27 protein-coding genes are annotated in these 24676 nt (G+C 52.8%); 13 read left to right on the top strand and 14 right to left on the bottom strand.

The window, feature by feature from the left end:
* Positions 1–2: 2 nt before the first annotated feature.
* From AAGQ96_RS18125 to AAGQ96_RS18110, 4 genes are all read right to left on the bottom strand, one after another.
* Positions 3–713, bottom strand: a complete 711-nt coding sequence (locus AAGQ96_RS18125) for a molecular chaperone (RefSeq protein WP_342755589.1) — start codon at positions 711–713, stop codon at positions 3–5.
* Between the two features lie 23 nt (positions 714–736).
* Entirely contained in the window at positions 737–1234 is a 498-nt protein-coding gene (locus AAGQ96_RS18120) for a spore coat U domain-containing protein (protein ID WP_342755588.1), read from the bottom strand.
* A gap of 56 nt (positions 1235–1290) precedes the next feature.
* Positions 1291–1857, bottom strand: coding sequence for a spore coat protein U domain-containing protein (locus AAGQ96_RS18115; RefSeq protein WP_147199849.1), 567 nt, complete (start codon positions 1855–1857; stop codon positions 1291–1293).
* A 163-nt stretch (positions 1858–2020) separates the two neighbouring features.
* Positions 2021–2203 carry a hypothetical protein gene (locus tag AAGQ96_RS18110; protein WP_342754242.1) on the bottom strand — a complete coding sequence of 61 codons (183 nt, stop codon included), beginning with the start codon at positions 2201–2203 and terminating at the stop codon, positions 2021–2023.
* A gap of 200 nt (positions 2204–2403) precedes the next feature.
* Here AAGQ96_RS18110 and AAGQ96_RS18105 point away from each other — a divergent pair, with 200 nt between their 5' ends.
* Positions 2404–4497 (top strand): bifunctional diguanylate cyclase/phosphodiesterase, encoded by a 2094-nt coding sequence (locus tag AAGQ96_RS18105; RefSeq protein WP_342754241.1) that lies wholly within the window; start codon positions 2404–2406, stop codon positions 4495–4497.
* A 90-nt stretch (positions 4498–4587) separates the two neighbouring features.
* Complete coding sequence (locus AAGQ96_RS18100) at positions 4588–6021, top strand: PLP-dependent aminotransferase family protein (RefSeq protein ID WP_342754240.1); 1434 nt, start codon at positions 4588–4590, stop codon at positions 6019–6021.
* An 11-nt stretch (positions 6022–6032) separates the two neighbouring features.
* Here the strand turns inward: AAGQ96_RS18100 and AAGQ96_RS18095 are convergent, their stop codons facing one another.
* Positions 6033–6515 carry a YlaC family protein gene (locus AAGQ96_RS18095; RefSeq protein WP_147199845.1) on the bottom strand — a complete coding sequence of 161 codons (483 nt, stop codon included), beginning with the start codon at positions 6513–6515 and terminating at the stop codon, positions 6033–6035.
* Between the two features lie 162 nt (positions 6516–6677).
* Between AAGQ96_RS18095 and AAGQ96_RS18090 the strand changes: the two genes are divergently transcribed.
* Positions 6678–7670, top strand: coding sequence for a hypothetical protein (locus AAGQ96_RS18090; RefSeq protein ID WP_342754239.1), 993 nt, complete (start codon positions 6678–6680; stop codon positions 7668–7670).
* A 21-nt stretch (positions 7671–7691) separates the two neighbouring features.
* On the opposite strand, the gene AAGQ96_RS18085 is transcribed toward AAGQ96_RS18090, so the two are convergent.
* From AAGQ96_RS18085 to fliP, 5 genes are read right to left on the bottom strand one after another with little or no spacing between them, the layout of a single operon-like run.
* On the bottom strand, positions 7692–9788 hold the full coding sequence (locus tag AAGQ96_RS18085; protein WP_342754238.1) for a flagellar biosynthesis protein FlhA: 2097 nt from the start codon (positions 9786–9788) through the stop codon (positions 7692–7694).
* Positions 9775–10908, bottom strand: coding sequence for a flagellar type III secretion system protein FlhB (locus tag AAGQ96_RS18080; RefSeq protein WP_342755587.1), 1134 nt, complete (start codon positions 10906–10908; stop codon positions 9775–9777). The genes AAGQ96_RS18085 and AAGQ96_RS18080 overlap by 14 nt, the downstream gene beginning before the upstream one ends.
* A complete protein-coding gene (gene fliR, locus AAGQ96_RS18075; protein ID WP_342755586.1) occupies positions 10905–11678 on the bottom strand; it encodes a flagellar biosynthetic protein FliR in 774 nt (257 codons plus the stop codon). Before fliR ends, AAGQ96_RS18080 begins: the two co-directional genes overlap by 4 nt.
* A 10-nt stretch (positions 11679–11688) precedes the next feature.
* Positions 11689–11961, bottom strand: coding sequence for a flagellar biosynthetic protein FliQ (locus AAGQ96_RS18070; RefSeq protein ID WP_147199841.1), 273 nt, complete (start codon positions 11959–11961; stop codon positions 11689–11691).
* Entirely contained in the window at positions 11958–12758 is an 801-nt protein-coding gene (gene fliP, locus AAGQ96_RS18065; protein ID WP_342755585.1) for a flagellar type III secretion system pore protein FliP, read from the bottom strand. Before fliP ends, AAGQ96_RS18070 begins: the two co-directional genes overlap by 4 nt.
* A gap of 498 nt (positions 12759–13256) precedes the next feature.
* Between fliP and AAGQ96_RS18060 the strand changes: the two genes are divergently transcribed.
* The 5 genes from AAGQ96_RS18060 to AAGQ96_RS18040 are packed head-to-tail and all read left to right on the top strand — an operon-like array spanning position 13257 to position 17295.
* Positions 13257–14264 carry a sigma-54 dependent transcriptional regulator gene (locus AAGQ96_RS18060; protein ID WP_342754237.1) on the top strand — a complete coding sequence of 336 codons (1008 nt, stop codon included), beginning with the start codon at positions 13257–13259 and terminating at the stop codon, positions 14262–14264.
* A 19-nt stretch (positions 14265–14283) separates the two neighbouring features.
* Positions 14284–14634: a flagellar hook-basal body complex protein FliE gene (locus tag AAGQ96_RS18055; protein ID WP_342754236.1), complete on the top strand. Its 351-nt coding sequence runs from the start codon at positions 14284–14286 to the stop codon at positions 14632–14634.
* Between the two features lie 7 nt (positions 14635–14641).
* Positions 14642–15862 (top strand): flagellar basal-body MS-ring/collar protein FliF, encoded by a 1221-nt coding sequence (fliF, locus tag AAGQ96_RS18050; RefSeq protein ID WP_342754235.1) that lies wholly within the window; start codon positions 14642–14644, stop codon positions 15860–15862.
* A gap of 58 nt (positions 15863–15920) precedes the next feature.
* Complete coding sequence (locus AAGQ96_RS18045; protein WP_342754234.1) at positions 15921–16364, top strand: flagellar export protein FliJ; 444 nt, start codon at positions 15921–15923, stop codon at positions 16362–16364.
* Positions 16365–16401: 37 nt separating this feature from the next.
* Entirely contained in the window at positions 16402–17295 is an 894-nt protein-coding gene (locus AAGQ96_RS18040; protein WP_147199837.1) for a hypothetical protein, read from the top strand.
* 76 nt (positions 17296–17371) lie between these two features.
* Here the strand turns inward: AAGQ96_RS18040 and flgM are convergent, their stop codons facing one another.
* Positions 17372–17632, bottom strand: coding sequence for a flagellar biosynthesis anti-sigma factor FlgM (gene flgM, locus AAGQ96_RS18035; protein ID WP_342754233.1), 261 nt, complete (start codon positions 17630–17632; stop codon positions 17372–17374).
* 106 nt (positions 17633–17738) lie between these two features.
* A complete protein-coding gene (locus AAGQ96_RS18030) occupies positions 17739–17999 on the bottom strand; it encodes a hypothetical protein (protein ID WP_147199835.1) in 261 nt (86 codons plus the stop codon).
* Positions 18000–18273: 274 nt separating this feature from the next.
* Here AAGQ96_RS18030 and AAGQ96_RS18025 point away from each other — a divergent pair, with 274 nt between their 5' ends.
* The gene (locus tag AAGQ96_RS18025) at positions 18274–18777 is read left to right on the top strand and encodes a flagellar basal body P-ring protein FlgI (RefSeq protein WP_342754232.1); all 504 of its coding nucleotides are present in this window, start codon (positions 18274–18276) and stop codon (positions 18775–18777) included.
* A gap of 64 nt (positions 18778–18841) precedes the next feature.
* Here AAGQ96_RS18025 and AAGQ96_RS18020 read toward each other — a convergent pair whose 3' ends face one another.
* Both AAGQ96_RS18020 and AAGQ96_RS18015 read right to left on the bottom strand, forming a co-directional pair.
* On the bottom strand, positions 18842–19312 hold the full coding sequence (locus AAGQ96_RS18020; protein ID WP_147199833.1) for a hypothetical protein: 471 nt from the start codon (positions 19310–19312) through the stop codon (positions 18842–18844).
* Positions 19287–20240, bottom strand: coding sequence for a transcriptional regulator (locus AAGQ96_RS18015; RefSeq protein ID WP_147199832.1), 954 nt, complete (start codon positions 20238–20240; stop codon positions 19287–19289). Before AAGQ96_RS18015 ends, AAGQ96_RS18020 begins: the two co-directional genes overlap by 26 nt.
* A 475-nt stretch (positions 20241–20715) precedes the next feature.
* On the opposite strand from AAGQ96_RS18015, the gene fliS reads away from it, so the two are divergent.
* The 4 genes from fliS (at position 20716) to AAGQ96_RS17995 (ending at position 24512) form a co-directional block, all read left to right on the top strand.
* Positions 20716–21099 (top strand): flagellar export chaperone FliS, encoded by a 384-nt coding sequence (fliS, locus tag AAGQ96_RS18010; protein WP_147199831.1) that lies wholly within the window; start codon positions 20716–20718, stop codon positions 21097–21099.
* A gap of 225 nt (positions 21100–21324) precedes the next feature.
* Positions 21325–22023, top strand: coding sequence for a FliA/WhiG family RNA polymerase sigma factor (locus tag AAGQ96_RS18005; protein ID WP_147199830.1), 699 nt, complete (start codon positions 21325–21327; stop codon positions 22021–22023).
* 229 nt (positions 22024–22252) lie between these two features.
* Positions 22253–22852, top strand: a complete 600-nt coding sequence (locus tag AAGQ96_RS18000) for a cupin domain-containing protein (RefSeq protein ID WP_147199829.1) — start codon at positions 22253–22255, stop codon at positions 22850–22852.
* 436 nt (positions 22853–23288) lie between these two features.
* Positions 23289–24512: a cupin domain-containing protein gene (locus AAGQ96_RS17995; protein ID WP_342754231.1), complete on the top strand. Its 1224-nt coding sequence runs from the start codon at positions 23289–23291 to the stop codon at positions 24510–24512.
* Positions 24513–24676 lie beyond the last annotated feature (164 nt).

Genomic DNA, 24676 nt, shown 5'->3' with positions numbered 1-24676 from the left:
GGCTAGCGCGAGGAACGGGTGCTGCGCCAGGTTTTACCACTGTCCAGCTCCGCACTCAGCTCTGAGCGGTCAGATGCTGGAAAATTCAGGGGAAACACATTGCTGGAACCAGCCAGAACGTAGCCGAACAGACTATTTGACAGCGAGCGGCCGCCTAATGAAACCTTGCTCAGCCGGGCATGGCCGTTACCGTTATTGGTAATGCGCAGCGCCGATTTACCGCCCTGATTCACCACCTGCCAGCTGAGCTGCGGATTGGCATTATCGGCATTTAGCCCTTCGCCATAGGTAAAGAGCGGGACCGAGTAACGCATCTGAAAACTCAAGCCCGCCTGATTCTCTCCTGGCTTTTGCGGCGTGGGGATCTCATCCAGCAACACTCTGTAAGCCATCTCTTTACCCGCAGGCGGCGGGGTCTGATTAATCAGACGCACCAGCTGCCTTTGCCCCGGTTCGATTCTGACCAGCGGCGGGCTGGCCAGCACCGCTTGCTGGGTCTGATACTGCTCTTTGCCATCCACCTGCTGCCAGCTGAAAACGCGGACCTGCATCAGCGTGGTTGCTGCCCCACGGTTTTCCAGCCAGAGTTCGGTGGCTTTATCCCCGCTAAGAATTTTAGGGTCGATCGGCCATATCAGCACCGAATTCCCTGCCCATGCCGGTAGTAAAGCACTGGACAACGCCAGCAGTAGCGCAAAAATAGGTAGTTTCATCATCGTCCTTTTTCCTCCCTGTATTACCAACTCAGCGTCACCGTTAGGGTATCGCTGTAAGTCCCGGCCCGCCGTACGCCACTCATCTGCAATAAGCCATAGATCGGTAGCGTGATATTGTTGGCATTGCTGTAGGTCAGCGCCACGTTTTGGCTAACCGGGATGGCACTTGCTGCGCTGTGGGTGGCGCTGGTATAGAGCGTGTAGCCCACCAAATCTGTGTTATTAGCGACTTTCAGATTACGCGTCGAAGTGTAATTACTGCCCCCATCTATGCTCATATTCAACGTGGTGCCCGGCGTACAGGCCAGCGTGAGAGTAGAGCTTTGTACGTAACTGGCACTGGCAGAAACCGTACCGACACCGGGTTGCGTACCAAAATCCAGTGCGCCAAAAACGCTGGTATTTGTACCGGAAATGACACAGCCGTTTACTATCGACGCCGTCACCTGAAAAGTTTGAGTTGGCAGCGACCAGCCTGCATTGCTGATAAAAAACAACACGAAGCAAAGCGGGCGCATCAGGCCCGCCAGTCGTCTTACCTGCTCCGGCACGTTGCGTTCCCTGTAGTTATAGGTCAGTAGTTTACGGCGACATTAATCGTATCGGTGTAGGTTCCTGCTGGAATAGCGGCATTGAATCCCCCGCCTGAAATACGACCATAAATCGGGTAGTTATCGCCATTGGTTGGGTCGGCGGTGCCGGTATTCGCCAGGTTGGTATTGTTGGCGATGGGTGTCGTATATGACGTGGTGCCATAGAGGGTATAAGCGATACCTTGCGTCGCGTTGCTGCCGAGGATCAAATAACGCGGCTGGGCGGTCACCGCGCCAAAAACGGTTGCCGGTGCTGCGTTGCTGCTGGTTAGCTGAACGTTGTAGGTTTGCCCGGTAGTGCAGCGTACAAAAATACCGTTACCCAGCGAGCCCACTAAAGTCGCGTTTAGAGTATCGAAGGTAGCAGCGCTCGTACCGAAGTCTAAGGTACCGAAATTGACGCCGGTGGTTGCCGACTGGCCGTTAACGAGGCAGCCCGTGGTTAGTACCACTCTTGCGTTGATAGTCCCCGTTGTAGTGGCGGCAAAGCCCGAAGTCGCCACGCTGAGGCCAATGCCACAGCCCAGCAAAAAAAGCTTCATTTTCATAACCATTCCTTACTGATCAGTCTGATGGAAGTGCTTTTTCGCCTGGTACGAAAGAGAACAACGCGGCGGCGTGCAGGTGAATAATAATCGCCATCCAGCGTAAAAAAAGAGCAGAAAACCGGCATAAAAACGGTATCTGCGCTTGCTGTCTTATCTTATGTTTTTAAACTATAGAACAGCCTGCCGGGGTGGGCGAAGCGAAACGCAAAAATAAAGCTAATGGATTGAAAGGAATGAGAAGGCGATGCTGAGCGGGTGATTTTGGCGATTTATTAAAAATGATCGGAATCATCTTAGGATTAGCTGGGCAAAAAAAATTGCGGATGCTAAGGTCGTTGCGCGACATGATCCTCCTTTAATAAACCTGTTAAATGATGGGGATACCGGCAGTTTGCATGCGGTTAATTTGCGCGGTCAGAAGACTTTGATTTCCTCCGGGGTAAAGTTGACTACTCTTTAGCCGATACCGTGATCATTGAAAGTGTTAAAAACACCTTTGTTCCATCACACGGCGCCAGGCCATCGGCTGGCATCAGAGATTTGCATATGCTTATGAGCTCTTACGACCATCTGTTGGTCACTGTCTCCATTTTTGTCGCCTTTCTGGCTTCCTATACTGCGCTGGATATGGCGGGCAGAGTCGCGACCTCAACGGGCAAAGTTGCCCGGGTCTGGCTTATCGGCGGCGGTTTTGCGATGGGTATTGGCATCTGGTCTATGCATTTTATCGGCATGCTGGCCATGAACCTGGCAATGGTGATGAGCTACGATCCCGGCCTGACCCTAATCTCGATGGTTATCGCCATCGCTGCCTCAATCTTTGCGCTGTGGATCGTCTGCTACGGCGAGCTGCCGCTGTCACGTTTGCTGACTGGCGCAGTGGTTATGGCCAGCGGCGTGGTCGCCATGCACTACACCGGCATGGGTGCATTAATGTTTACACCCGGCATCATCTGGGACTGGCGCTGGGTTGCCGTCTCGGTGGCCATTGCGCTGGCAGCCAGTACCGCCGCGCTGTGGTTGGCTTTCAAACTGCGGCAGGGGGTGGGACATTTAGCGTTGCTGCGTGCAGGAGCCGCGCTGGTGATGGGGGCAGCGATTGCCGGAATGCACTACAGCGGCATGGCAGCCGCCAGCTTCCCGATGATGAGCCACGCCACAGAGATGGGCGTAAACAGCAACTGGCTGGCGGTGCTGGTGGTAGTGGTTACGCTTTCCATTCTGGGTATTACTCTGGTCGTTTCCACACTTGATGCCCGCTTACAGGCGCGCACCTCGGTGCTGGCCTCTTCTCTGGCTGAAGCTAACCGCGAACTGGCCCAGCTGGCGCTGCATGACAACCTGACCCGCTTGCCGAACCGTATTCTGCTGGAAGACCGTCTGGACCAGGCGTTAAACAAAGCCGTACGAGAAGAGACCTCTTTCGCGCTGATGTTTATGGATCTTGACGGCTTTAAAGCGGTAAATGACGCTTTTGGTCATCATATTGGCGACAATCTGCTGGTCGCCGTGACCGACCGGATGAAAAATCTGCTGAAGGGGCACCATACGCTGGCGCGCCTTGGTGGGGATGAATTTGTACTGCTGGTTGAAATCACCGATCCCAACGACGCTGCCGCTATTGCCGATCAGCTGGTGAAAGCGATTGATGCGCCTTTTGTTATTTCACGCTATGAGCTGGTGGTATCGCTGAGCATTGGTATTGCCGTTTACCCTGGCGATGGCAATGACGAACGCGAACTGATGTTCAATGCCGATGCCGCGATGTACCACACCAAAAACAATGGTCGTAATGGTTACAGCTTCTTCCAGCCCTCCATGAACACCATTGCTCAAAACCAGCTGCAGCTGATTAATGACCTCTGGCTGGCGCAGGAACACAACGAACTGCGTCTGTTTTATCAACCTAAATTCTGTGCACCGCAGGGCCCGATCGTCGGCTTTGAGGCGCTGATCCGCTGGCAGCACCCGCAGCGCGGCCTGCTGACGCCGGATATCTTTCTGCCGCTGGCGGAAAAAACCGGACTGATTGTCAGCATGGGCAACTGGGTGATCAACGAGGCTTGTCGCCAGCTTCATGAATGGCACCAGATGGGCAACACGCAGTGGTCGGTGGCCGTTAACCTCTCTGCCCTACAGTTTGAACAGGCTGGACTGGTTGAAACGGTGGTTAGCGCGCTGAAAAAGCATCAAATTCCGCCGGAGCAGTTAACGCTGGAAGTTACCGAAACGACGGCAATGCGCGATCCCGATGAGAGCGTGCGCATCCTTACCGAACTGACCGATTTAGGCGTTAAAGCCTCAATTGACGACTTCGGGACCGGCTATTCAAGCCTGCTTTATCTGAAGCGTTTACCGGCCAGCGAACTGAAAATCGATCGGGCGTTTGTTAACGAGCTGCAAACGCAGAATGAAGATGCCACCATTGTGACGGCCATCGTCGCGCTGGCGCAAACGCTGAAGCTGAAAGTGGTGGCGGAAGGCGTGGAAACGCGCGAACAGCAGGACTTCCTGACCAGCCTCGGCTGTAACTCGCTACAGGGGTATTTGCTGGGGCGGCCGGTGCCAGCGGATAAAGTGCCGGAACTCGATCTGTATGCGGACGGGGGTGAAACGCTGCCCGAGAAAAAGGCCGTCTGACCGACCACCTGTCAGGTAAAGGACGCTGTTTTATCAGCGTCTTTAGACCTATAATAGTTGCCAAATTCCCTTATCGGGTACGTAACAGTTTTGGCCAAATACCAACAGCTTATTGCACAAATCCAGCAGCAGATTTCCGCCGAGCTCTGGCTTCCCGGTGAAAAACTGCCTTCGCTGCGGGAACAGGTAACGCTAAGCGGCATGAGCCTGATGACCGTTATGCATGCTTATCAGGTGCTGGAAAGTCAGGGATGGATCCAGTCACGGCCGCAGTCTGGCTATTACGTTGCGCCCCGCGCAGAGTTTCTCAGTCAACCTGCCAGTCATCAGAAAGTGCAGTTGACCGAATCCGTCGATATCAACGGCTTTATCTTTGACGTTCTTCAGGCCTGCCGCGACCCCAAAATTGTGCCTTTTGGCTCCGCTTTTCCCGATCCCGAACTCTTTCCCCAGCGTCAGCTGATGCGTTCGCTTAGCGCCGTCTCGCACTCGCTTAAGCCTGCCGATGCGCTGAATAATTTGCCGCCTGGCAACGAAGCATTGCGCAAAACGCTGGCGCAGCGCTACGCCTTGCAGGGAATTCAGGTCTCGCCGGATGAAATTGTCATTACTAATGGGGCGATGGAAGCGCTTAACCTCAGCATGCAGGCGGTGACGGAGCCGGGCGACTATGTCGCGATTGAAAACCCGTGCTTTTATGGCGCGTTACAGGTGATTGAGCGGCTTCAGCTGAAAGCCGTCGCTATTGCCACCGATCCTCAGCACGGCATTGACCTCGACGAGCTGGCACGCGCGCTTGAGCGCTGGCCGATCAAAGCCTGCTGGATGATGACCAACCAGCAAAACCCGGTGGGCTGTACGCTCACAAGGGATAAAAAGCAGCAGCTGGTGGCGCTGCTTGAACAGCATCAGGTTTCGCTGATTGAGGATGATGTCTACAGCGAACTCTATTTTGGCGGCGACAAGCCGCTCCCCGCGAAAGCGTTTGAAAAGCAGAGCAGCGTGCTGCATTGCTCCTCTTTCTCAAAGAATCTGGTGGCGGGTTTTCGCGTAGGTTGGGTGGCGGCAGGCAAACACGCGCAGCGGATCCAGCGCTTACAGTTGATGAGCACGCTTTCGACCAGCGCGCCGATGCAGCTTGCGCTGGCCAATTACCTGGGAACGCGCAGCTACGACAGCCATTTACGTAAGCTGCGTCAGGCGCTGGAACAGCGTAAAAATCAGGCCCGGCTGTCTTTAAAGCGGCATTTGCCGCTCGGGGCCAAAATTAATGATTCTCAGGGTGGCTACTTTTTGTGGATTGAGTTGCCCGCGCAGATTAATACCACCGAACTTTATTACCGCGCGTTGCAGCACAAGATCAGTATCGCGCCCGGCAAGATGTTCTCCTCCGGCGAGCAGTACGCGAACTATTTTCGCTTTAACAGCGCCTGGGAATGGAATGCGACGCAGGAAGCGGCGGCAGAAAAACTGGGGAAACTGATAGCCGAAATGCTCCAGGGCCAGACTGGCTGGCCCCAGTAGGACGGTGGCGATTAAACCGCCGAGGCGCGCTGCTGGCCCCAGGCCAGGTGATAAACATCGTAGAAGTCCACTTCGCCTTTCAGCGACAAAAGCTTCTCAATGCCCTGTTTGACTTTATCCGGCACCTGGCTGCTGCCAAGGATATCCTTAATCGCCTGTTCGGACAGGGTGCGAACGTAATACCATTCGCCGTTGTAACAAACGCGCAGATCAAGCGTATCGATATCTTCAAAGCGATAGCGGGGATTCACATCCAGCAGCATCAATCCGCTCATCAGCAGCACGAAAAAAGTCGCGCCCCAGAAAGCGGGCCAGCCGAGAAATTCCGTGGTAAAAATCAGCGCAACGGTCAGGGCGTAACAGACATACATTGATGCCCAGAGGCCGGGATGATTTTTCAGAAAGTTAAAGCTGAAACGCGGCCGGTTATCGCGCTGTTCTTCACGATTGAGCGTGTCAATTTCGCGCAGCAGTATCTGTTTGACGTCTTCCACTCATCACCTCCTTTCGGTATATGCCTTAGTAAACCACAGTTTGTATACCTGAGGCAGACACAGTTAATGCAAATAAAGCTATAACAGTTGCGTTCGTTTAAGGAAATATGGCTGAGATGACGACATACTCTCTGTTCTCAAAACTGCTTCCGGGCCCGGATAATGATGAAACTGGCGCTAAACGTTTTTCTGCTTGTGGCATTTTTTGGTTGCACCTCTTCAGCGCTGGCGATCGATTGCGCCAGGTCAGCAAGCATTGTGGAAAATACCATTTGTGACTCTCCTCAGCTCTCCTGGCTGGACGCGGTATTAAACGACACCTACCGCAACGTCATGAAGCTGTCGGAGCCTGCCAGCGTAAATCAGGAAATGCAGCAGTGGCAGGCCTCGCGCGATGCCTGTGCCAGCAGCAGCTGTCTGCGCTGGGCTTATTTACAGGGCATTGGACAACTCTATAACGTCCCGGAAAAATTCAACTGGGACGGTGAATGGTGGAACCGCTCGGCGGTGCATGGCGACGGCGGAAAAATTATCCTGAGTCACACCACGAAATGGGCGTTTAACTTTGATGCGCAAGTCTGGCGAGGAACCTATAAATCTAACCTGCGTGGTGATGTCAAAATGTTTTACGGTACCGGCCTGGCGGACAATATTGCGTGGGGTGCAGGCTGCACGGTGCTGTTTATCCCGCGTACCGACGGGCAGATTGACGTCCGTAGCGACAGCAACGGCAGCTGCAAATTGTTGATGCGCGGCGGGATGAGCATTGATGGCACTTACGTCAGAAGCCAAAGCGATCCGCGCCCGGCCGCGACGCTGTTATCGCTGGGGGTGTTTCCCACCAAAGCGCTGGACGATCGTTTTCGCCAGCTGGCAGGTAAGGATTATCAGCAATTCGTCGATGTTGCCAACAACCTGGTCTATTCCGCTGATTTGGATAGCATGGGCGCTACCGTAGTCACACTGTCAGTGAAGGGGGCAGCCAGCCGCCGCGCAGCGATAATTATGTTTACCCAGGACGGAAAAATGTGGGCAATGCGCCTGCTGCCAGACAGGGATAATGGCAACGCGCCTGAGACGCAGCTAATCACCAGCGAAAAGGGGACAACGCTGCCAAAAACGCTCGCTGAATGGCGCTCGCTGTTTGATTATTAATGGCCGGATAAAGGCCGTGGCTCAGGAGACGTGACCCACAATCTGCAAATCCGTTTCCTCCGGGATTTCATTGTATGAGAGCACCGACATGCCGGCAGCAAACTGCCGTGCATAGCAGGAGAGTAACGGTCGCAGCTGAGGCTGCACCAGTAAAACAGCCGTCAGATTCTGTGCTTTTAGCGTCTCCAGCACAACGGGCAGAGCAGACTGCAACCGGCTTGTAACAGTGGGATCTACCGGGAAACTGTCGAGACTGACCGGGCCCGCCTGCCGTGCCTGGCTCAACGCGCCGAGTAGCCGATTTTCCAGTTCAGCCGCAAGCGCGTAAGCCGAAAGCGGTTTGTTATCGGGCGCGATGGCGGCAACCAAACGCCGGCGCAGGGCATAACGCACATCGGAAACCAGTAAAAGGGCGTCTTTCGTCACCGCTGCGCTTGCAACCAGCGTGGTGGCGACAGAAACACTATCTTTCAGTGAAACCTGTTCCTGCAACAGCAGACGATAAATTTTCAGTTGCAGACTATAAGAAAGCGCCTTATTCAAATCATCAGCCAGACGGGGAGCTGTCTCTGCAAGTCGCTGATTGAAAAAGGTAATATCATCGTAATTAAACAGCTCGGGCAGATGCTCGCGCGCCACCTGATGAAGATGCGTGGCAATAACGCTGGCACAATCCACTACCTGATAGCCAAGACTCAGCGCGCTGGCTTTTTCATCCGGCATAATCCAGGTGACGGCCAGGCCACAAGCCGGATCGGTGTCGCGCAGGCCTTCTATCTCGCCATAAAGCGCCGCCGTTGGGATCGCCATTAATCGGTTCGGATGCACTTCTCCCAGCGCCGTTCGTAACCCGTTGACTTTGATCTCATACTGAACCGGCTTCAGGCAGAAATCTTCGTGAAGAGCGATCTCCGGCAGCAGCACGCCGCTGGTTTCCGAGATAAGTTGTCGAACGGATCTTACGCGCTGAGCCAGCGGGGTGCCGCTGGATTTATCCATCAGCGTAACCAGCTTATAGCCAAGACAGAGGCTCAGCGGCTCAACAAGCGGGATGCTCTGCCAGCTGATACTGACGCTTTCATTATCATCTGGCGCCTGCGCGATCTCCTCATCGTTTTGCCGTGCTGGCTGAACCACGCGATATTGCCGCCAGGCAATAAACAGCATCAGCGCGGTAAAGGCGAGAAACACGAAATGGGGCATGCCGGGCACTATCGCCAGCACGAACATGACAAAAGCGGCGGTACACAGCGTGGCAGGCTTTGCCAGCAGCTGATTCTTGATTTCATCGGCAATACCGGCGCTGTCGTCGTCGCTCACACGGGTCACGATGATGGCCGCCGCGGTGGCGAGCAGTAGCGAAGGGATCTGAGCGACCAGTCCGTCGCCAATCGTCAGCAATACATATTGTTCAAGTGCCTGGCCGGCATCCAGATTGTGTTTAAAGATCCCGATCAGCATCCCGCCAATAACGTTGATCAGCAGGATCATGATCCCGGCAATGGCATCGCCACGCACAAACTTCGATGCGCCATCCATTGCGCCATAAAAATCGGCTTCGTTAGCAACCTCACGGCGACGTAATCGGGCCTGTTGCTGATTAATCAGACCGGCATTGAGGTCGGCATCAATCGCCATTTGCTTGCCAGGCAATGCATCCAGCGTGAAGCGGGCCGACACTTCCGAAATACGCTCGGCACCTTTGGTCACCACCACAAAGTTGATGATCATCAGGATGATAAACACCACGAAGCCCACCACAAAGTTGCCGCCAATCACCACATTGCCGAACGCTTCAATCACTTTACCGGCGGCTCCCACCCCCTCATGTCCTTTCAGCAGCACTACGCGGGTGGATGCGACGTTGAGGGTCAGCCGCATCAATGTAGTAATCAGCAGCAGGGTAGGAAAAACGGAAAAATCCAGCGGGCGTCGGCTGTTAACGCTGGCCAGCAGCACCATAATCGCCAGCACGATGTTGAAGGTGAACAGCACGTCCAGCACCAGTGGCGAGAGCGGTAGTATCACCATGGCCAGCACGCAGAGCAGCAGCAGCGGTACGCCAAAAGGGCTTTGTCCCAACAGCGCCACGATCTGGCGGAAATTAAATTTTGGCATGCTTATCCGTTCCGTATTCAGGAATAGGGGTGTGTAAATCCAGCCGGGGCTTTGCGCCTTCTCCCTTCCGCCAGGCCTTTAATTGCATGACGTACGAAAGAATGTGCGCTATCGGCCGAAAGAGGGAGGCAGGAATTTGTTGATTGACGCTTGTGCTGTGATAAATCGAACGCGCCAGTGAAGGAAACTCCACGATTTCAATCTGATGCTGCCGTGCGGCCTTGCAGATTAACAGGGCAGTCTCATCGATTCCTTTTGCCACGATATAAGGTGCGGCGGCCTTTTCGGGGGCATATTTTAGCGCCACCGCATAATGCGTCGGGTTTACGATCACCACGTTTGCCCCGGATACTTTGCTGGATACTTGCCCCATTGCCATCTGGCGTTGCCGCTGGCGCAGGCGGCTTTTTACCTGAGGAATGCCTTCCTGATTTTTAGCATCGTCGCGTACCTCTTTCTTACTCATCCGCAACTTTTTAATAAACATAAAGTGACCGATCGGCAGGTCAATAAAGGCAAACAGCACGATGATGATAATGAACTGCTGCATAATCCCGGCATAGTGCTGAAGAGCGGAAACAATCGCTCCGGTCAGGAAATGATTTTCGAGACCCAATAGCGCGGGGAGTTGCTGAAAAAGGGTAAAGGCCAGCAGCGACAGCAGCACCGTGCCTTTCAGGAGCGTTTTCAGCACCTCATAATAGTGTTGCTGGCTGAACAGCCGTTTTACGCCTGCCAGCGGACTCATTTTATTAAAATCGGGCAGCAGGCGGGCAGGGACGAAGATCCAGCCGCCGGGGATCAGATTAGCCAGGCAACAGACGGTCGGAATGGGGATTAAGGTTGCCAGCACTTTCAAAATAACCAGCACGTTGAGCAACATAAACTCACGTAGCGCGCCTTCGTCGTTGATATGGCTGGCGATCTGACGTAGCGCGATAAACGTGCTGTGCATCAGTTGCAGATAGTAAGGAAAAAAAGCGCTCAGTGTTGCCAGGCCAACGATCAGGCTGGCTGCCGTCCCCAGATCTCTCGAACGCGCGATATCGCCTTGCTCACGGGAGTGGCGCAATCGGTTTTGCGTCGGTTGTTCGCTTTTATCACCGCAGCCTGACATCAGTTCACCTTAAGGTGTTCGAGCTGAGCCAGGATGTCGTTGGTCAGCGAAAGATAATGTTGAGGAATACGGCTGGCGAGCAGCATCAGACAAAGCAGCCCGAACAGCATGCTGACGGGGAAACCAAGCGCAAAAAGGTTCAGCGTGGGCGAAATGCGGTTAAGCAGACCAAAAGTACCCTGCACGATCAGCATAATGATCGCCGCAGGTAGCGCCAGAAGCAGGGCGCTGGCGATCATCCAGCCCACGCCGGTGACAAAATAGCTCAGGGTCAGGGGCGTGATTGCCTGACTAATCGGCCATAGCGCGAAACTTTTGAACAGAATAGTGACCAGCAGCAGATGCCCGTCCATGCTGAAAAACAGCAGCCCGCTAAAAACAGAGATGATTTGGGAAATCACCATGGTCGAACTGCCGCTGCCGGGATCGTTCATCACGGCCATGCCCAGCCCCATACTCATCGATAACAGCGTGCCAGCGGTTTGCAATGCCCAGAACACCCAGTTCAGTATCTGACCGAACAAGAACCCCCACAGCAGCTGTTCAGCGGTCAGCAAGATTGTCTGAGAGCTCATCAGCGTATGCAGCACAACGTTGTGCTCAATCAGCGGGGTGATAATTATGCTGAGCAGCAATGCCAGCCCGAAGCGGGCCTTGCGTGGGAAAGCGTGATGATCGAACAGCGGACAGCAGTGGAAAAAAGCCGTCGTGCGCACCAGCGGCAGCCACAATGCCAGCAGAGGCGTCATCAGAGCCTGAAGGTTGATATCCATCACGTAAACGCTATCCGGCCAGCACAGCAGCCTGTTCAAAAATCAACAGGGTGAAATCGATTAGCTGAATAAGCATCCACTTACCCGCAAACACTAATACCAGCATGGTGACAACCAGACGAGGTAAGAAGCTGAGCGTCTGCTCGTTGATTTGGGTCGTGGCCTGAAAAACACTGACTATCAGCCCCGTTATCAGACCCGGCAGAATGGCGACGAAAGCGATGGTTAGCACCAGCTTCAATCCCTGAGCGACAATATCGCCGGCCACATCGAGACTCATCATAATCCGGCAGCCTGAACGCTGTGTGTCAGCGTACCTACAATCAGCGACCAGCCATCGCAGAGCACAAACAGAATCAGTTTGAAAGGCAGGGAGACGATCAGTGGCGAAAGCATCATCATCCCCATCGCCATCAGGATGCTGGCCGTAATCAGGTCAATCACCAGAAACGGGATGTAGATCATAAAGCCGATTTTAAACGCGGTTTTCAGCTCGCTCAGCACAAAAGCAGGCGTAATCAACGTCAAATCCTGCTGTTTAGCGTCGCCGCTGGCGTTGGCGATGGTCATAATCTGTGCCAGCGCAGTGCTGCTGGTCTGAGATAACATAAAGGTCTTTAGCGGGGTAGAACCGAGACTCAGCGCCTGTTGCAGCGAAATCTGCTCTTTCTGGTAAGGCACAACCGCATCCTGATAAATCTTCAGCCCAACCGGCCGCATCACCAGTAGCGTTAGCACCAGCGCGATGCCGGTGAGTACCTTGTTGGGTGGGCTTTGTTGCAGTCCCAACGCCTGGCGCAACAGCGACAGCACGATGATAAAGCGGGTAAAACAGGTCATCATTAGCAGCACGACGGGCAGAAGCCCCAGCAGCGTCATCAGCAGCAGCACTTCAACCTTCACGCTATAGTCCTGACCGCCAGGCGTGGTGGTCGCGCTAAAAAGCGTCAATCCACGGGATTCCGCCAGCGCCGCCAGTGGGCAAATAAGCAGCCCGGTCAGCAGCAGGCCGTGCGATAAAAATCTGCGCGGGATAATAACGCGGACTGGATATTTTTTTTGGCAACGGGAAATAGTCATTTTGGTATCAAACAGATAATGCTTATCCGTAAGCAGATGCTGGATATGATAAGAAGGTAGAACCAACTTATTAAATCCCCGCCTTATCATTTCTGAATGTTCTTCGCGATGATAAATCCGTGCCTTATTTTATTTGGGCTTGCAAAGTAAAGCCCGCCTGACGATTTATTGATAATTCCTGGTGTTTTAAAATTTACAGCTTTCAATTTCTCTTGTTTTAAGTGTCGCCTCTCTGCAGAACAACTTGCAAGAGGGGGTTATTCTGACAGCCAGAGAAACGACGACGTAAATTAAACTGCTTATCAGCCTGAATGGCAATCCCTTGGGCATTATTAATTGATTATTAAAAAACGAGAATTTATCGATGGATTTCTTGTTAATCCAATGATTGATAAGGGTTTATATTTTAATATCTCATTAATGGGAGATTTGTGTAACGCAGAAAGCGTATGCTGCTCACATCTTAAACAAAGTGAAACGATAACGTTAAACCTGGGAATGCTCTCAATGAAAATGAACGGGGAAGATGAATTCGATAGTGGTTTTATTTCGCATTCTCAATCCAGCAGGGATCTATTATCGCTGGCGCGGAGAGTGGCAAAGTTTAACGTTCCGGTGCTTATAACAGGCGAAACGGGAACCGGTAAAGAATGCGTGGCAAAATATATTCACCATCATGCTTTCTGTAATGGCGCGCCTTATGTCGGTGTTAATTGTGCCGCCATTCCTGAAAATATGTTGGAAGCCATCCTTTTTGGATATGAAAAAGGGGCGTTCACCGGCGCGGTAAGCAGCCAGCCGGGTAAATTTGAACAGGCCAATGGCGGAACGCTGTTATTAGATGAAATTGGTGATATGCCAATGGCGCTACAGGTGAAACTACTGCGGGTATTGCAGGAGAAAAGCGTCGAGCGTTTAGGAAGCCATAAATCTGTTTCGTTAAATATCAGACTGATTGCCTCGACCAATAAGGATCTGGAAGCGGAGATTATGGCAGGGCGGTTCCGTCAGGATCTTTTTTACCGGCTTTCCGTGGTGCCTGTCCAGCTCAAGCCGCTGCGCGAAAGAGTGGAGGACATCGTCCCGCTTGCTGAATTTTTTATCCGTAAGTATCAGGATTTTTGCAGCAGCAAACCTCATCTTACCGACAGCGCACGCAGCTATCTGCAACGCTATGAATGGCCTGGCAATGTACGTGAGTTGGAAAATGCGGTGCAGCGTGGGCTGATTATGTCCTGCGGTACGCCGCTGGATGAACGTTGCTTTGGCCTGAACCTGAAGCCGCAGCCCGCTCTGACTTCCGATGACACCGGGGCCGCCAGCGTGCAAAGCCCCATCAAACAGCGTGGTCGTATGGCGGAATGTCAATATATCCTGGACTTGTTGAAACGCCATCGGGGTAATAAATCCCAGACGGCGGCGTGCCTGGGCATCACGCCACGGGCATTGCGCTACCGTCTGGCCAGCATGCGTGCGCAGGGTGTCGATCCCAGCTACCTCTCCTGAAACCACAGGCAAGTAAAACATGGCAGAAAAAATTACCTTCGATATGCATGTCGGACAGCGTCAGATGATGGCCGAAATGGCACGAATGCGTGCCGGGGCCAGCGCACTCCCATTGCCGCCGATGGCAAATGGAGTCACCGGCATGCAGCAGCCTTCTTTTGGCGCGGTGCTGAATCAGGCTATCAGTCATAGCGATAATGTGCAGCACGCTGCCAGCGTGCAACAGCCTGCCCAGGAAACAGGACAGCGGGTCGATTCTGCTGCGGCCATGCTGGAAAGTCAGAAGGACAGCGTCGCTTTTTCTGTGCTGGCGCAGGTACGTGACAGGCTCAGTACGGCGTTTGACGACGTCATAAACACGACACTATAGGCTCAACGTGAACGAAAAGATCAGGGCGTGTCGGGCATTTCTGACTGACGAACGTCTTAAAAAGTGGCTGTTGCCTGGCGTGGTAGCGATAGCAGCAACGGCGATTGTTGTGGCAATGCTGTGGCAAAACGATAACCACTACATCCTGCTTTATGGATCACAGGAAAATATCCCTGTTGCGCAGGTCGTGGAGGTTCTCAGCGGCGAGCAAATCTCTTACCGCGTAGAGCCCAACAGCGGCAATCTGCTGGTACGTGAAACCGATCTGCCGAAAGCCCGCATGGCGCTGGCATCGAAAGGCGTTGCGGCACATTCTCCGGCGGGTTATGAGCTGATGGACAAAGAGAGCGTGCTTGGCAGCAGCCAGTTTATACAGAATGTCCGCTTCCGGCGCAGTCTGGAAGGTGAGCTGGCGCAAAGCATTATGGCGCTGGATGCGGTTGAATTCGCCCGCGTGCATCTGGGCCTGAGTGAAACCAGCTCGTTTGTCTTGAGCAATAAACCGGACAGCACTGCCTCAGTGATGCTGCGCGTACATGTCGGCAGGCAGCTTAGTGATGAGCAGGTAACCGCTATCGTCAATCTTGTTGCCGGCAGCGTACCGGGTATGAAGCTGAGCGAAGTTCGCGTAGTCGATCAGCACGGCTCGCTGCTTTCTGCCAGCACAGGAACGAAGCGTCACTTTGCTGCGGGCAGTAAAACCCACGGCGACCTGCTGCAACAGATGCGTCAGGAGACGGAACGCAGCCTGGCAAACTTGCTGGCTCCCGTGGTGGGCGCGGACAATTTTCGCATCAGCGTCGTACCCCGGGTGAATTTCAATGAGATTGAAGAGACACGGGAACGTTTTCTTAAGCCGCAACGGCAATCCAGCTACGACCGCGACGTGCGGCATATCCGCCATCCGGGCTATCAGCTGGAAAAGCTGTCGGTCTCGGTAGTGATTAATCGTGCTGCGCCGGCCGTCGCGGCCTGGACGCCGGAAAATCAGGCTCAGGTGCAGCAAATGCTCAATCAGGCGGCAGGGATTGAAACATCACGCGGTGATGTCTTGACCCTCAGCCTGCTGAGTTTCCCTGAAATCAAACCTGACAGCGAGCCGCCGCTGCCGTGGTGGGAAAAGCCAGACCTGATTAACTGGGGGCAGCGTGGCGGTCTCGCGCTGCTGATTCTGTCGGCGCTTGTCCTGCTGCTCAAACGTATCAGACGCCGCCCTGACCGAACGTAAACTGCCAAAGCTTCAGGCTCGCCCTTTTGCCGCCTGAGCCTAATTCTAAGGAAAGAACATGGACAAGAAAGTCGAAAAGCTGGACGTGCTGGAACTGTTACGACAAATGCGCGAAAGCGAACTGGAAGCGGCCAGCGGCAGGCTGGCCCGGCAACAGCAGGTTTGCCAAAGATACAGCAACACTATCAATAAATTAACCAGCCTGAGTGCTCAGGGCCAAAGGCCAGAGAGCGGGGAGGCGACGCTCTCTGAACCGATCCGTTTTGAGGCCGGCATCCAATGCATTATCGACTGGCTGAAGCAGGAACAACCGCTGGCGCAAATTCGTGAGGAAGCGCTGGCGCAGGAATGGGTTGAGCAGGCCTGCCGGGAAAAATCGCTGAGCCTGATCCTTGAGCGCCAGCGTGCCGCACAACGGCAGTGCCGGGAGCAGTGGGAACAGCAGCGGAGCGATCGTCAGTTGACAGAAATCAGGCTAAGCAGAGGCCGCAACGGCAGGTAAGCCGTTGCTGTTTTTTCACAATGAGTGCAGGAATGAGATGAGCCTTATCGAAAGTTACATGCCCGATTACGTCTTGCGTTTACAAGCGATCCCACACGCTTGTGGCTGCGCTGGCTGTTTTAACGCTTCGCCGCTGGTCCAGCTGCGCTGGAAAAATCAGGTGCGTCACAGCGCCGTGCTGAGCTGCGATAGCGCGGCCCGAGAAATTCTCTGTCACGATAAATTTTTGCAACTGCATATCGGCGAGGCGATAGCTGAAAACCTGCCGCCGCTCTGTTCTGAACTCAGGGCGGTGAATCAGTGTTGTTTGCAACTGCTTACGGTGAATCAGGCGGATCCCTGTTTTTTTCTGTTTCAGCTGGGGCGTTTTCTCACAAAAATGCAGCAACGACAGAAAGGTAAATCCGGGTTAACGCTGATGGACGAGCTGCTGCATCCGGGTCAGCAGCGCCAGTCCGCCGCTGAGTTTTCTGAAGGGAAAAATGGTGCAGGTTGTAAGATGGCGGCGCTGCGGACGTTAGGCCAGCTAAATATTCAGGCTAATATTGCCGGGCACTACAGTGAGGCATTATCACGGCAGCTTTCAATACTGGCCCTGTCATCCGACGATTGTCTGCAACACCACTTGCGGTCCCTACAGCAGCAAAGCCTCGGCTGGCAAGCATTGCCGCGAATACTGGCCAACTTTCTCGGCTATGAGCTTTATCACAATGTGTTTCCCGGCAGCAATAGCGCCGAATGGCAATTTGCTTTTGCCGATCTTTGCCAACATTTTTTCCAGCTGAAGATGCTTTGTGCGCTCTGTATGCAGCTTAACGTGCCGCTGGATACGGTCAATATCAGCGCGCTGTTTGCCGCCTGGCAGCGCGCCCGGCCACAACGCGTTTTCACCGCAAATCCCGCCGTTTTCGGCATCGCATTGCTGAAATAACGGATATTTGCGGATCATGATAAAGGGTCAAGAATAAACGGCAGGCTGCCCGAGATCGCACAAAAGCCGCTTTGGCTTATCGCCGATAGTAGTCCATCATGGCTTTAGCCAGCACGTTACCATCCAGCGAAAGCGTGCCGTTTTCCAGTGCGGCTTTCATCTCGCTGACCCTGGCCAAATCCACCTCCGGCATCGCTTTTAGCGCCTGCTGCGTCTGGCTGACCAGGCCTGTTTCAGCAACCGATACGGCTGCCTGGCCGGGACTCTCCACCGCGCTGGCGATAACCTGATTGATCGGGCTGGTAGTATGAATAAGATTTTCTGCGGAAATTTTCATCGTGTTTTCTTTTTTTGTTCAGAGAGTTATCAACGTTACCTTGCTGAAAGCGACCGTTTAAATAACTTCTTAATCAGATAATCCCTTTTTTCTCTCATAATGGGATTTACCGATTTTTATTGCTGCAAAACCACACCATCATCGCTGCGGCAATGTCTGCTGAATCCGCAGGGATTTCGTTGCGTTGCAGCGCCAGCTGCATTGACGCAATACGCCATTCACTGATTTCGGGGAACTCTCGCAGCCTGACCTGAAAGCCGAGCAAAACCGGCAGATCGGCCCGGAGCTGCGCTACGCTGAATGCCTGGCGTAGCAGAGGTGCGGTTTGTTTTTGGGCGCAAGCCCGGTTAATGCTTGAAATTTTCATCCTGCTGTTTTCCCTAACGTCATATTTCTACAACTCTAAGACGTCAGGTATTTGGGGAACTTAAAGGATCAGGATCGGCGTGCTGACAACGCTGGCATATTGGCTTTCATATTACCGGGAAGGCATAGATCGCTAACATTTTGTCTCTATCCGAGCCAGAAAGCAGAAGCTTAGTCCCGCCCGTGCATTAACGAAAGCATAAGGCCTGCCGCTTATATTCCCCACTCAGCAGCTAACAGGCTGCTTTAATCCTTTTTCGCTCTAAGGTTTGGCAATGACGCAATCACTCATATTTTTTTTGCTGGGGGCAATGCTAACTATGGGGCTTGCCCAGGCACAGTCCCGGCATACCCCCGTATCGTTTAATACGTCCGTGGATCCCACTTTTACGCCTCAACAAAAAGCGTTATCTCTCCGTGCAGGTAAAAAGCCCGCTCGTGTGGTTTTTAATGCTCGTACCGGCACACTGGTAGCGGGCAAGGAGATTAGGGTACATGCCGCAGCGATCTCGCATGGGCATTTGCAGGTAATCATCCGGGAAAGCGGAAAGATTCACCCTTCCGGCATGCCAGGCGGGAGTAAAACTGCCGTTACGGCAGCCGGTGAAATCGTTATGCATCGTGGCGCGGGTCAGAAAACCATCTTTTCCACAAGTACCCACCTGCGCAGCATTGTCGACACGCTTAACAGCCTGGGGACTTCACCGAACGATACGCTGGCCATCCTTCAGGCGCTAAAAGAGGCGGGCGCGCTTGATGCAGAACTGGTGGTGATATGAGCCGGGCACTGGCGGGCCAGACCCGCCTCTCCGGCAGCAGAGTCTGTAATATCCTGAGCGGTAGTTAAAGATTACTGAAAATTTGCCCGGTTGAAATGGCGGTAATTTCACCCTCGGCAGAACGGATCCGGCTAAAAAAGATCTTTTCCTGCTCAAGGTAGCTCAGCACGCTGGAGATCATTAATCCGTCATTTCTGTTAGTGATATAGACCGGCTGATAATCGTAGATTAGCCCTTGCGAGGTGGCGCCCTTGAGCATCATGCGGACCTTAATCTGTAAACGGTTGTCGTCCGGGTTATAAAGTTTCAGCATCACTGTTTTATCGCTGGCTTCAAAATGAAGATTATAGAGCTCGCTGTTTTTAGACAGCAGATCGTAATATCCCATCTGAAAATTGGACGGATTAGCGCTGGCGCGACCTTGAAACAGCTGCGCGTGATACATTGATGAACAAAAAAGATCCCTGACGACTGCTGCGCCGATCAGCAGCAGCGTTAGCAGCATCAGGCTAATTGACGCAGTTCGCCATTTCATTTATTTCTCTCTCCGTTTCCCGATAAATCAGTGCGTTGAGTTGAACTTCATCGCTGCGAAACTGGGCAATATTCATCGCCAGCTGGCGACGAGAACAGCCATCGTTGAGGACCAGCGTGTAATTCAGGGTAGTGGCAGTGGCCTGGAAGTAGACCTGCATTTGCATCTTCTGGGCCATTAACAGCGCGTTGATGGCGAAAAGTGAAGGGCTAAGCCGTTTATTTATGTTTTCTCCGGCGTTCAGCGTATAAATATGAATATTGCTGTACGTGCCGGACGCCTGTTCAGTCACTTGCAGGGCGGGCGTGGTTTGCCGTACCAGAAAAATCAGCGTTAACAGTAACAATGCCGCCTGCGCTAAACACATACCACGCCAGAATCGGTTGTGCTTTTTCTGTAGAGCCTGGGTCAGCCTGGCGCTTTCTTTTTGTGACTCTTTTTGCCATTCCTCATGGGCGCTGGCAAGAGCGTGAGTTTGCTCGCCGCTTCCGTCCTGCACTTCAGAAAAGGCTAACCTTTCCGCTTCAGGTCCGTTTTCCGCTTCAGGCTCAGTGAGCACGGAAGCGGAAAACGCTGGCGTTTCTGTGGCGTACTCTTCGTCCCGTATAAAATCGCAAAATTCTGCTTCCAGGATATAGCCTTTTTTTGGGATGGTTTTAATAATACGCTGTTGTTTACCATCATCTTCCAGCGCCACGCGTAAGGCATGAATAGCGTTAGGCAGGCTGTTATTACCAATGACACGCCGCTCCCAAACCAGCGTATTCAACTCCTCACGCGTCAGAATTTTACCGGCGTGTTGAACCAAAACAATCAGCAGTTTCAGCTGATATTCACCCAGACGTCGCTGTTCACCCGTCAGCTGATGGATCAACGAACCTGAACGCATATCAATCAACCAGTGATAAATCACACATTGAGAAGTCATAACGTTGATATCCAAAAAGCCGATCGTTTGAACAGGGCAATATTTTCACTGACTAAAATAAGTTGTTCAACGTTTAATGAAATTTAGGGAATAAGATAACGCCTTCATTAAGGAGATGTTTATTATTGTAAGCTTTATGATGCCATTAAATTATTTTTATCTGATTAATTGTTAATTAATAGATTTCTATTTGTTAGTTAATTATCCACGCTATTCATTGTCCAGGCTGCACCGCTGTTAATAGAGAAGGCAGCACAGAGGACGTTCGCTAAAGAACGCTGGTTTTTTCCGCCCATCACCCATTTTCTTCCGCTCTGAGCGGAAGGGAAACTTCCTCTTTAATTATTAATTATATGATAAATATCCTTTTTTTGATCTGGCATGGGCTTTGCAATTAATGCCCGGCAGCCTGAGCCAGGGCCGGTAAAGGGATGCCTGAAAATAGGTTAATTATCGATTTATAACGGAGTGTGAAATGGATAAAGCAAACAGCGGCTTTACGCATGACCAAACGACTGATTTGGCAATCCGTACAGCGGCATCCGTGCCGCATCAGCGGGTATTAATGATGTTTAGCGGCTTGCTGGATGAACTGACGCGCGCAAAAAACCATATCGAAATGCGGCGTCTGGAACGTAAGGCGGAGAGCCTCAACAAATGTATCGACATTCTCAATGCGCTAACCAGCGCGCTCGATTTTGACAACGGTGGCGAAGTGGCGCTGCGGCTGGCCGGGCTTTACGACTATTGCGTTTACCGCCTGTATGACGCCAGCCACCATCTGGCCGTTGAGCAAATTGAAGAAGTAGAAGAGATCCTGCACGCCATCCTGGAAGGCTGGGAAGGGATGGCAGGCTAAGGCATCAGGTGGAAACACGGCCTGGTCGGGCGCGGCGCACGGAAAAGCCGCAGCCAAAAATCAAAGGGATTCACCGTTGATATTTTCAGGTCAATGGCTCACATCAATGCTCGCCATTTGCGGGCCGTAGAGCGACGTCAGCTGAAGATGCAACGCTACCGGGCGCTTTTAAGGCGAACCCAATGCCTTTTAAGGCGCCACCCTCTTAAAAATGGTCTTTCAGTCATGTCACATCAGGAAATATTTAAAGAACTGCCTTCCCTCACGCCGACGGAAGAAAGCCAGTATATGCAGCAATGGCTGCCGCTGGTTAAGCGAATCGTTCGCCAGCTGGCTCCGCAAGCTAACAGTATGATCGACAGGGAAGATATTGAGCAGATTGCACTAATGGGTCTGCTGGAAGCGCTTCGTCGCTATGGCCGTCCCGATGAGAAATTTGTTGGCTATGCTTCTCAGCGCATTCGCGGTGCCGTACTTGATCAGTTCCGGCAGCATGACTGGCGGCCGCGCAGCCTGCGTCAAAAAACGCACAAGCTCAATGACGGCATCAGGGAGCTGACTCGTCGTCTTGGGTGTGAACCCACTGAAGAACAGATTCGTCAGGCGCTTGATCTGACGCATGAGGAATATCAGGAATATTTACTGCTTGATAACGCCAGCACCATGGAGAGCTTCGACACGCTCCTTTCAGGAGAGGTGCCGGGCTATACGTTCGCGGGGCGTCGCCTGGAGGATGAGGTGGAAATTCAGCGCACGCTGGCACTGGCCATTGATAGCCTGGATTCGCGAGAAAAAGTCATTCTTAATCTTTATTATCAGCAGGATATGAGCCTGAAAGAAATTGCGCTGGTATTGGCACTGACTGAAGCGCGTGTCTGCCAGCTGAACAAGCGTATCGGCGAAAAGATAAAAGCTTTTTTCTAAATGCTCAAACTGGCTGGGGAGTGGCCGCTCTTGATCATACCCACTCACCGGCTGGCTTTGCTTGCCGGGCGGCTGACGCGTAAATAAGTTTAGCTTGATTTGACTTAAGTTGCGTAAAATTAGCAAGTTATGTGATCTGCCGCGAGCGAAGGGCATTGCAACTTTAGCATCAGGTGCCACAATTAATTAACAGTACTTCGATCCTCTACCTGATGTCAGGAGACGCTTTATGCAGCCCCATGCTGGTAGTTTGCTTGCCATGATGTCCTTTGCTGCCGGCACTTTTTCTGCCGGCTCGTCAAACAACCCGCAATATCTGACTTTTCAGCCGGTCAATGGGGTGCCAAACAACCCTTTGCCGTTGATTATCTATCCGCAGGTCGTGCCGGAAGAGATTGAAGAAGAAGATATTGCCCACTATTTTGAGGATCTGTTTGCCCGGCATCAGTGGCCACCCGCCTGGCGCTATCCGGTCTACACCTATACCCATTATCACCCTAATACCCATGAGCTGTTGGGTATCGGCGCCGGTTGGGCGCAGATCCTGTTCGGCGGTGAAACCGGCAGGGCGGTGACGGTTCATGCAGGAGATGTTGTGCTGATCCCGGCAGGCGTGGGACATCATCAGCTCGCCGCCAGCGAAGATTTCTTTGCCGTCGGTGCTTACCCTAAAGGAATGAAACCCGAAACGTGCCGCGATAACGATGCTGATTTAGAGCAGTCGCTGCTTGCCATTAAGCGCGTTCCTCTGCCTGAACACGATCCCGTAACGGGGGGAGAAGGGGCCGTAACGAATATCTGGCATCCGCTGGCGAACCCGCCCGCCTGACCTTTCCTGCTTTTTTCTGCTCGCCCTTTCTGTTCAGCAGAAAGGGCGCTGACAAAAACGCCTCTTTTTTCTGCTTCTTGTCTCTCTGCATCGCTCTCCACAAAAGGCCGATTTTCCGCACCGCGGCTGTAAGCGGATATTTCACTCGCCGTCGCGGCGCTAATAAAAATTTTCACTGGCAAATTACGGTACCAGTCATTACTGCTGAATAACGTTGGTAAAACAGTTTTTGGTTATAGCGGCTAGCGAATAATCATGGGTTTTTTATAAGTATATCTGTATTAATGATTAAATTTATTTATGGTCATATGCTTACAATTCAGCATGTAATGGCTTTTGCGCAGAGAGGTTTTGTTGATGATTGTGTAGTTATTCTTATGAACGTGCCGGGTGGTGTGCGGCACAATTCTTTGAACTCTACACAAGGAAGCAAAAAATGAATGCAATAACGCGTCGTAGTTTTATGGCGTTTGCCGCAGGGGGTACGGTGGCGCTGGCGGCTGGCAAAGTGCATGCGCATGACCAGACCGTGGTTGCTCAACCCTGGACAGGAAAGATGGGCGGCAGCGATCCCGGCCCGCAGGATCCGGTGCGGCAGGGCGAGAATCCGGACATGGTTAATCCGCCTTCAACCGACAGCGGCACTTTACCTAACCTGCGTTTTTCCTACAGCGATTCGCATGTGCGTAAAGGAAGCGGCGGCTGGACTCGCCAGATTACCGAGCGTGAGCTGGGCATTTCCAAAAGTATTGCTGGCGTTAATATGCGCCTGAACAGCGGCGGTATTCGTGAACTGCACTGGCACAAAGAGGGCGAGTGGGCCTATATGCTTTACGGCAAAGCGCGTATCACCGCGCTGGATGTCGACGGCCACTGGTTTGTGGATGATGTTGGCGTTGGCGACCTGTGGTATTTCCCCTCCGGCGTACCCCATTCTATTCAGGGTTTGGGACCCGACGGCTGTGAATTCCTGCTGGCGTTTGACAGCGGCGGTTTTGATGAGGACAGTACTTTCCTGCTCAGCGACTGGTTTAAGCACGTTCCCCCCGAGGTGCTGGCAAAAAACTTCGGCGTGCCCGTCGAGACCTTCAGCAAACTCCCTTCACCTTCCGATGAATATATTTTTGCCGCTAACGTGCCTGGCGCGCTGAAGGATGATGCTATTGCAGGCGCAACCCGCTCCAGCACCGCGTTTAGCCACCGGATGATGGCGCAGCAGCCGATTACCCTGAAGGGCGGCACGGTGCGCATTACCGACTCCTCACTTTTCAAGGTTTCGAAAACCATCGCGGCGGCGTTGGTGGAACTCCAGCCCGGAGCTATGCGTGAGCTTCACTGGCATCCCAATACCGATGAGTGGCAATACTACCTTGAGGGCGAAGGCCGGATGGGCGTTTTTGCTTCTTCGGGACAGGCCCGTACCTTTGATTTTCGTGCAGGTGACGTCGGTTATGTGCCCTTTGCAATGGGTCACTATGTTGAGAATACGGGTGATAAGCCGCTGCGTTTTCTGGAGCTGTTTAAAAGCAGTTACTACGCCGATATTTCGCTGAATCAGTGGCTGGCTTCCACGCCGCCAGAGCTGGTGCGCCAGCATCTGCATCTGGACGATACCTTTATGCAGGCGCTGGATAAAAATAAAAAGCCGATTGTCGGTTAACCGGTGTTGACCGTTAAGCCCGGTCGCATAACGGCTCGATTTTTGCCGCCGAAAGGCGGCAATGCGCTAATCCGTATCAAAATGTGAGTTGTCACTCTTCTGTCATATTTATCGAACAGCATGACTGTCGGCAAGGGTATCCGCCCCTCTTTTAAGGAACGTTC

The sequence above is a fragment of the Pantoea sp. MBD-2R genome, from assembly GCF_039134845.1.
Taxonomy (GTDB): domain Bacteria; phylum Pseudomonadota; class Gammaproteobacteria; order Enterobacterales; family Enterobacteriaceae; genus Erwinia.
Note: the sequence above shows the minus strand (reverse complement) of the source record. Positions and strands in the feature narration are given on the sequence as shown.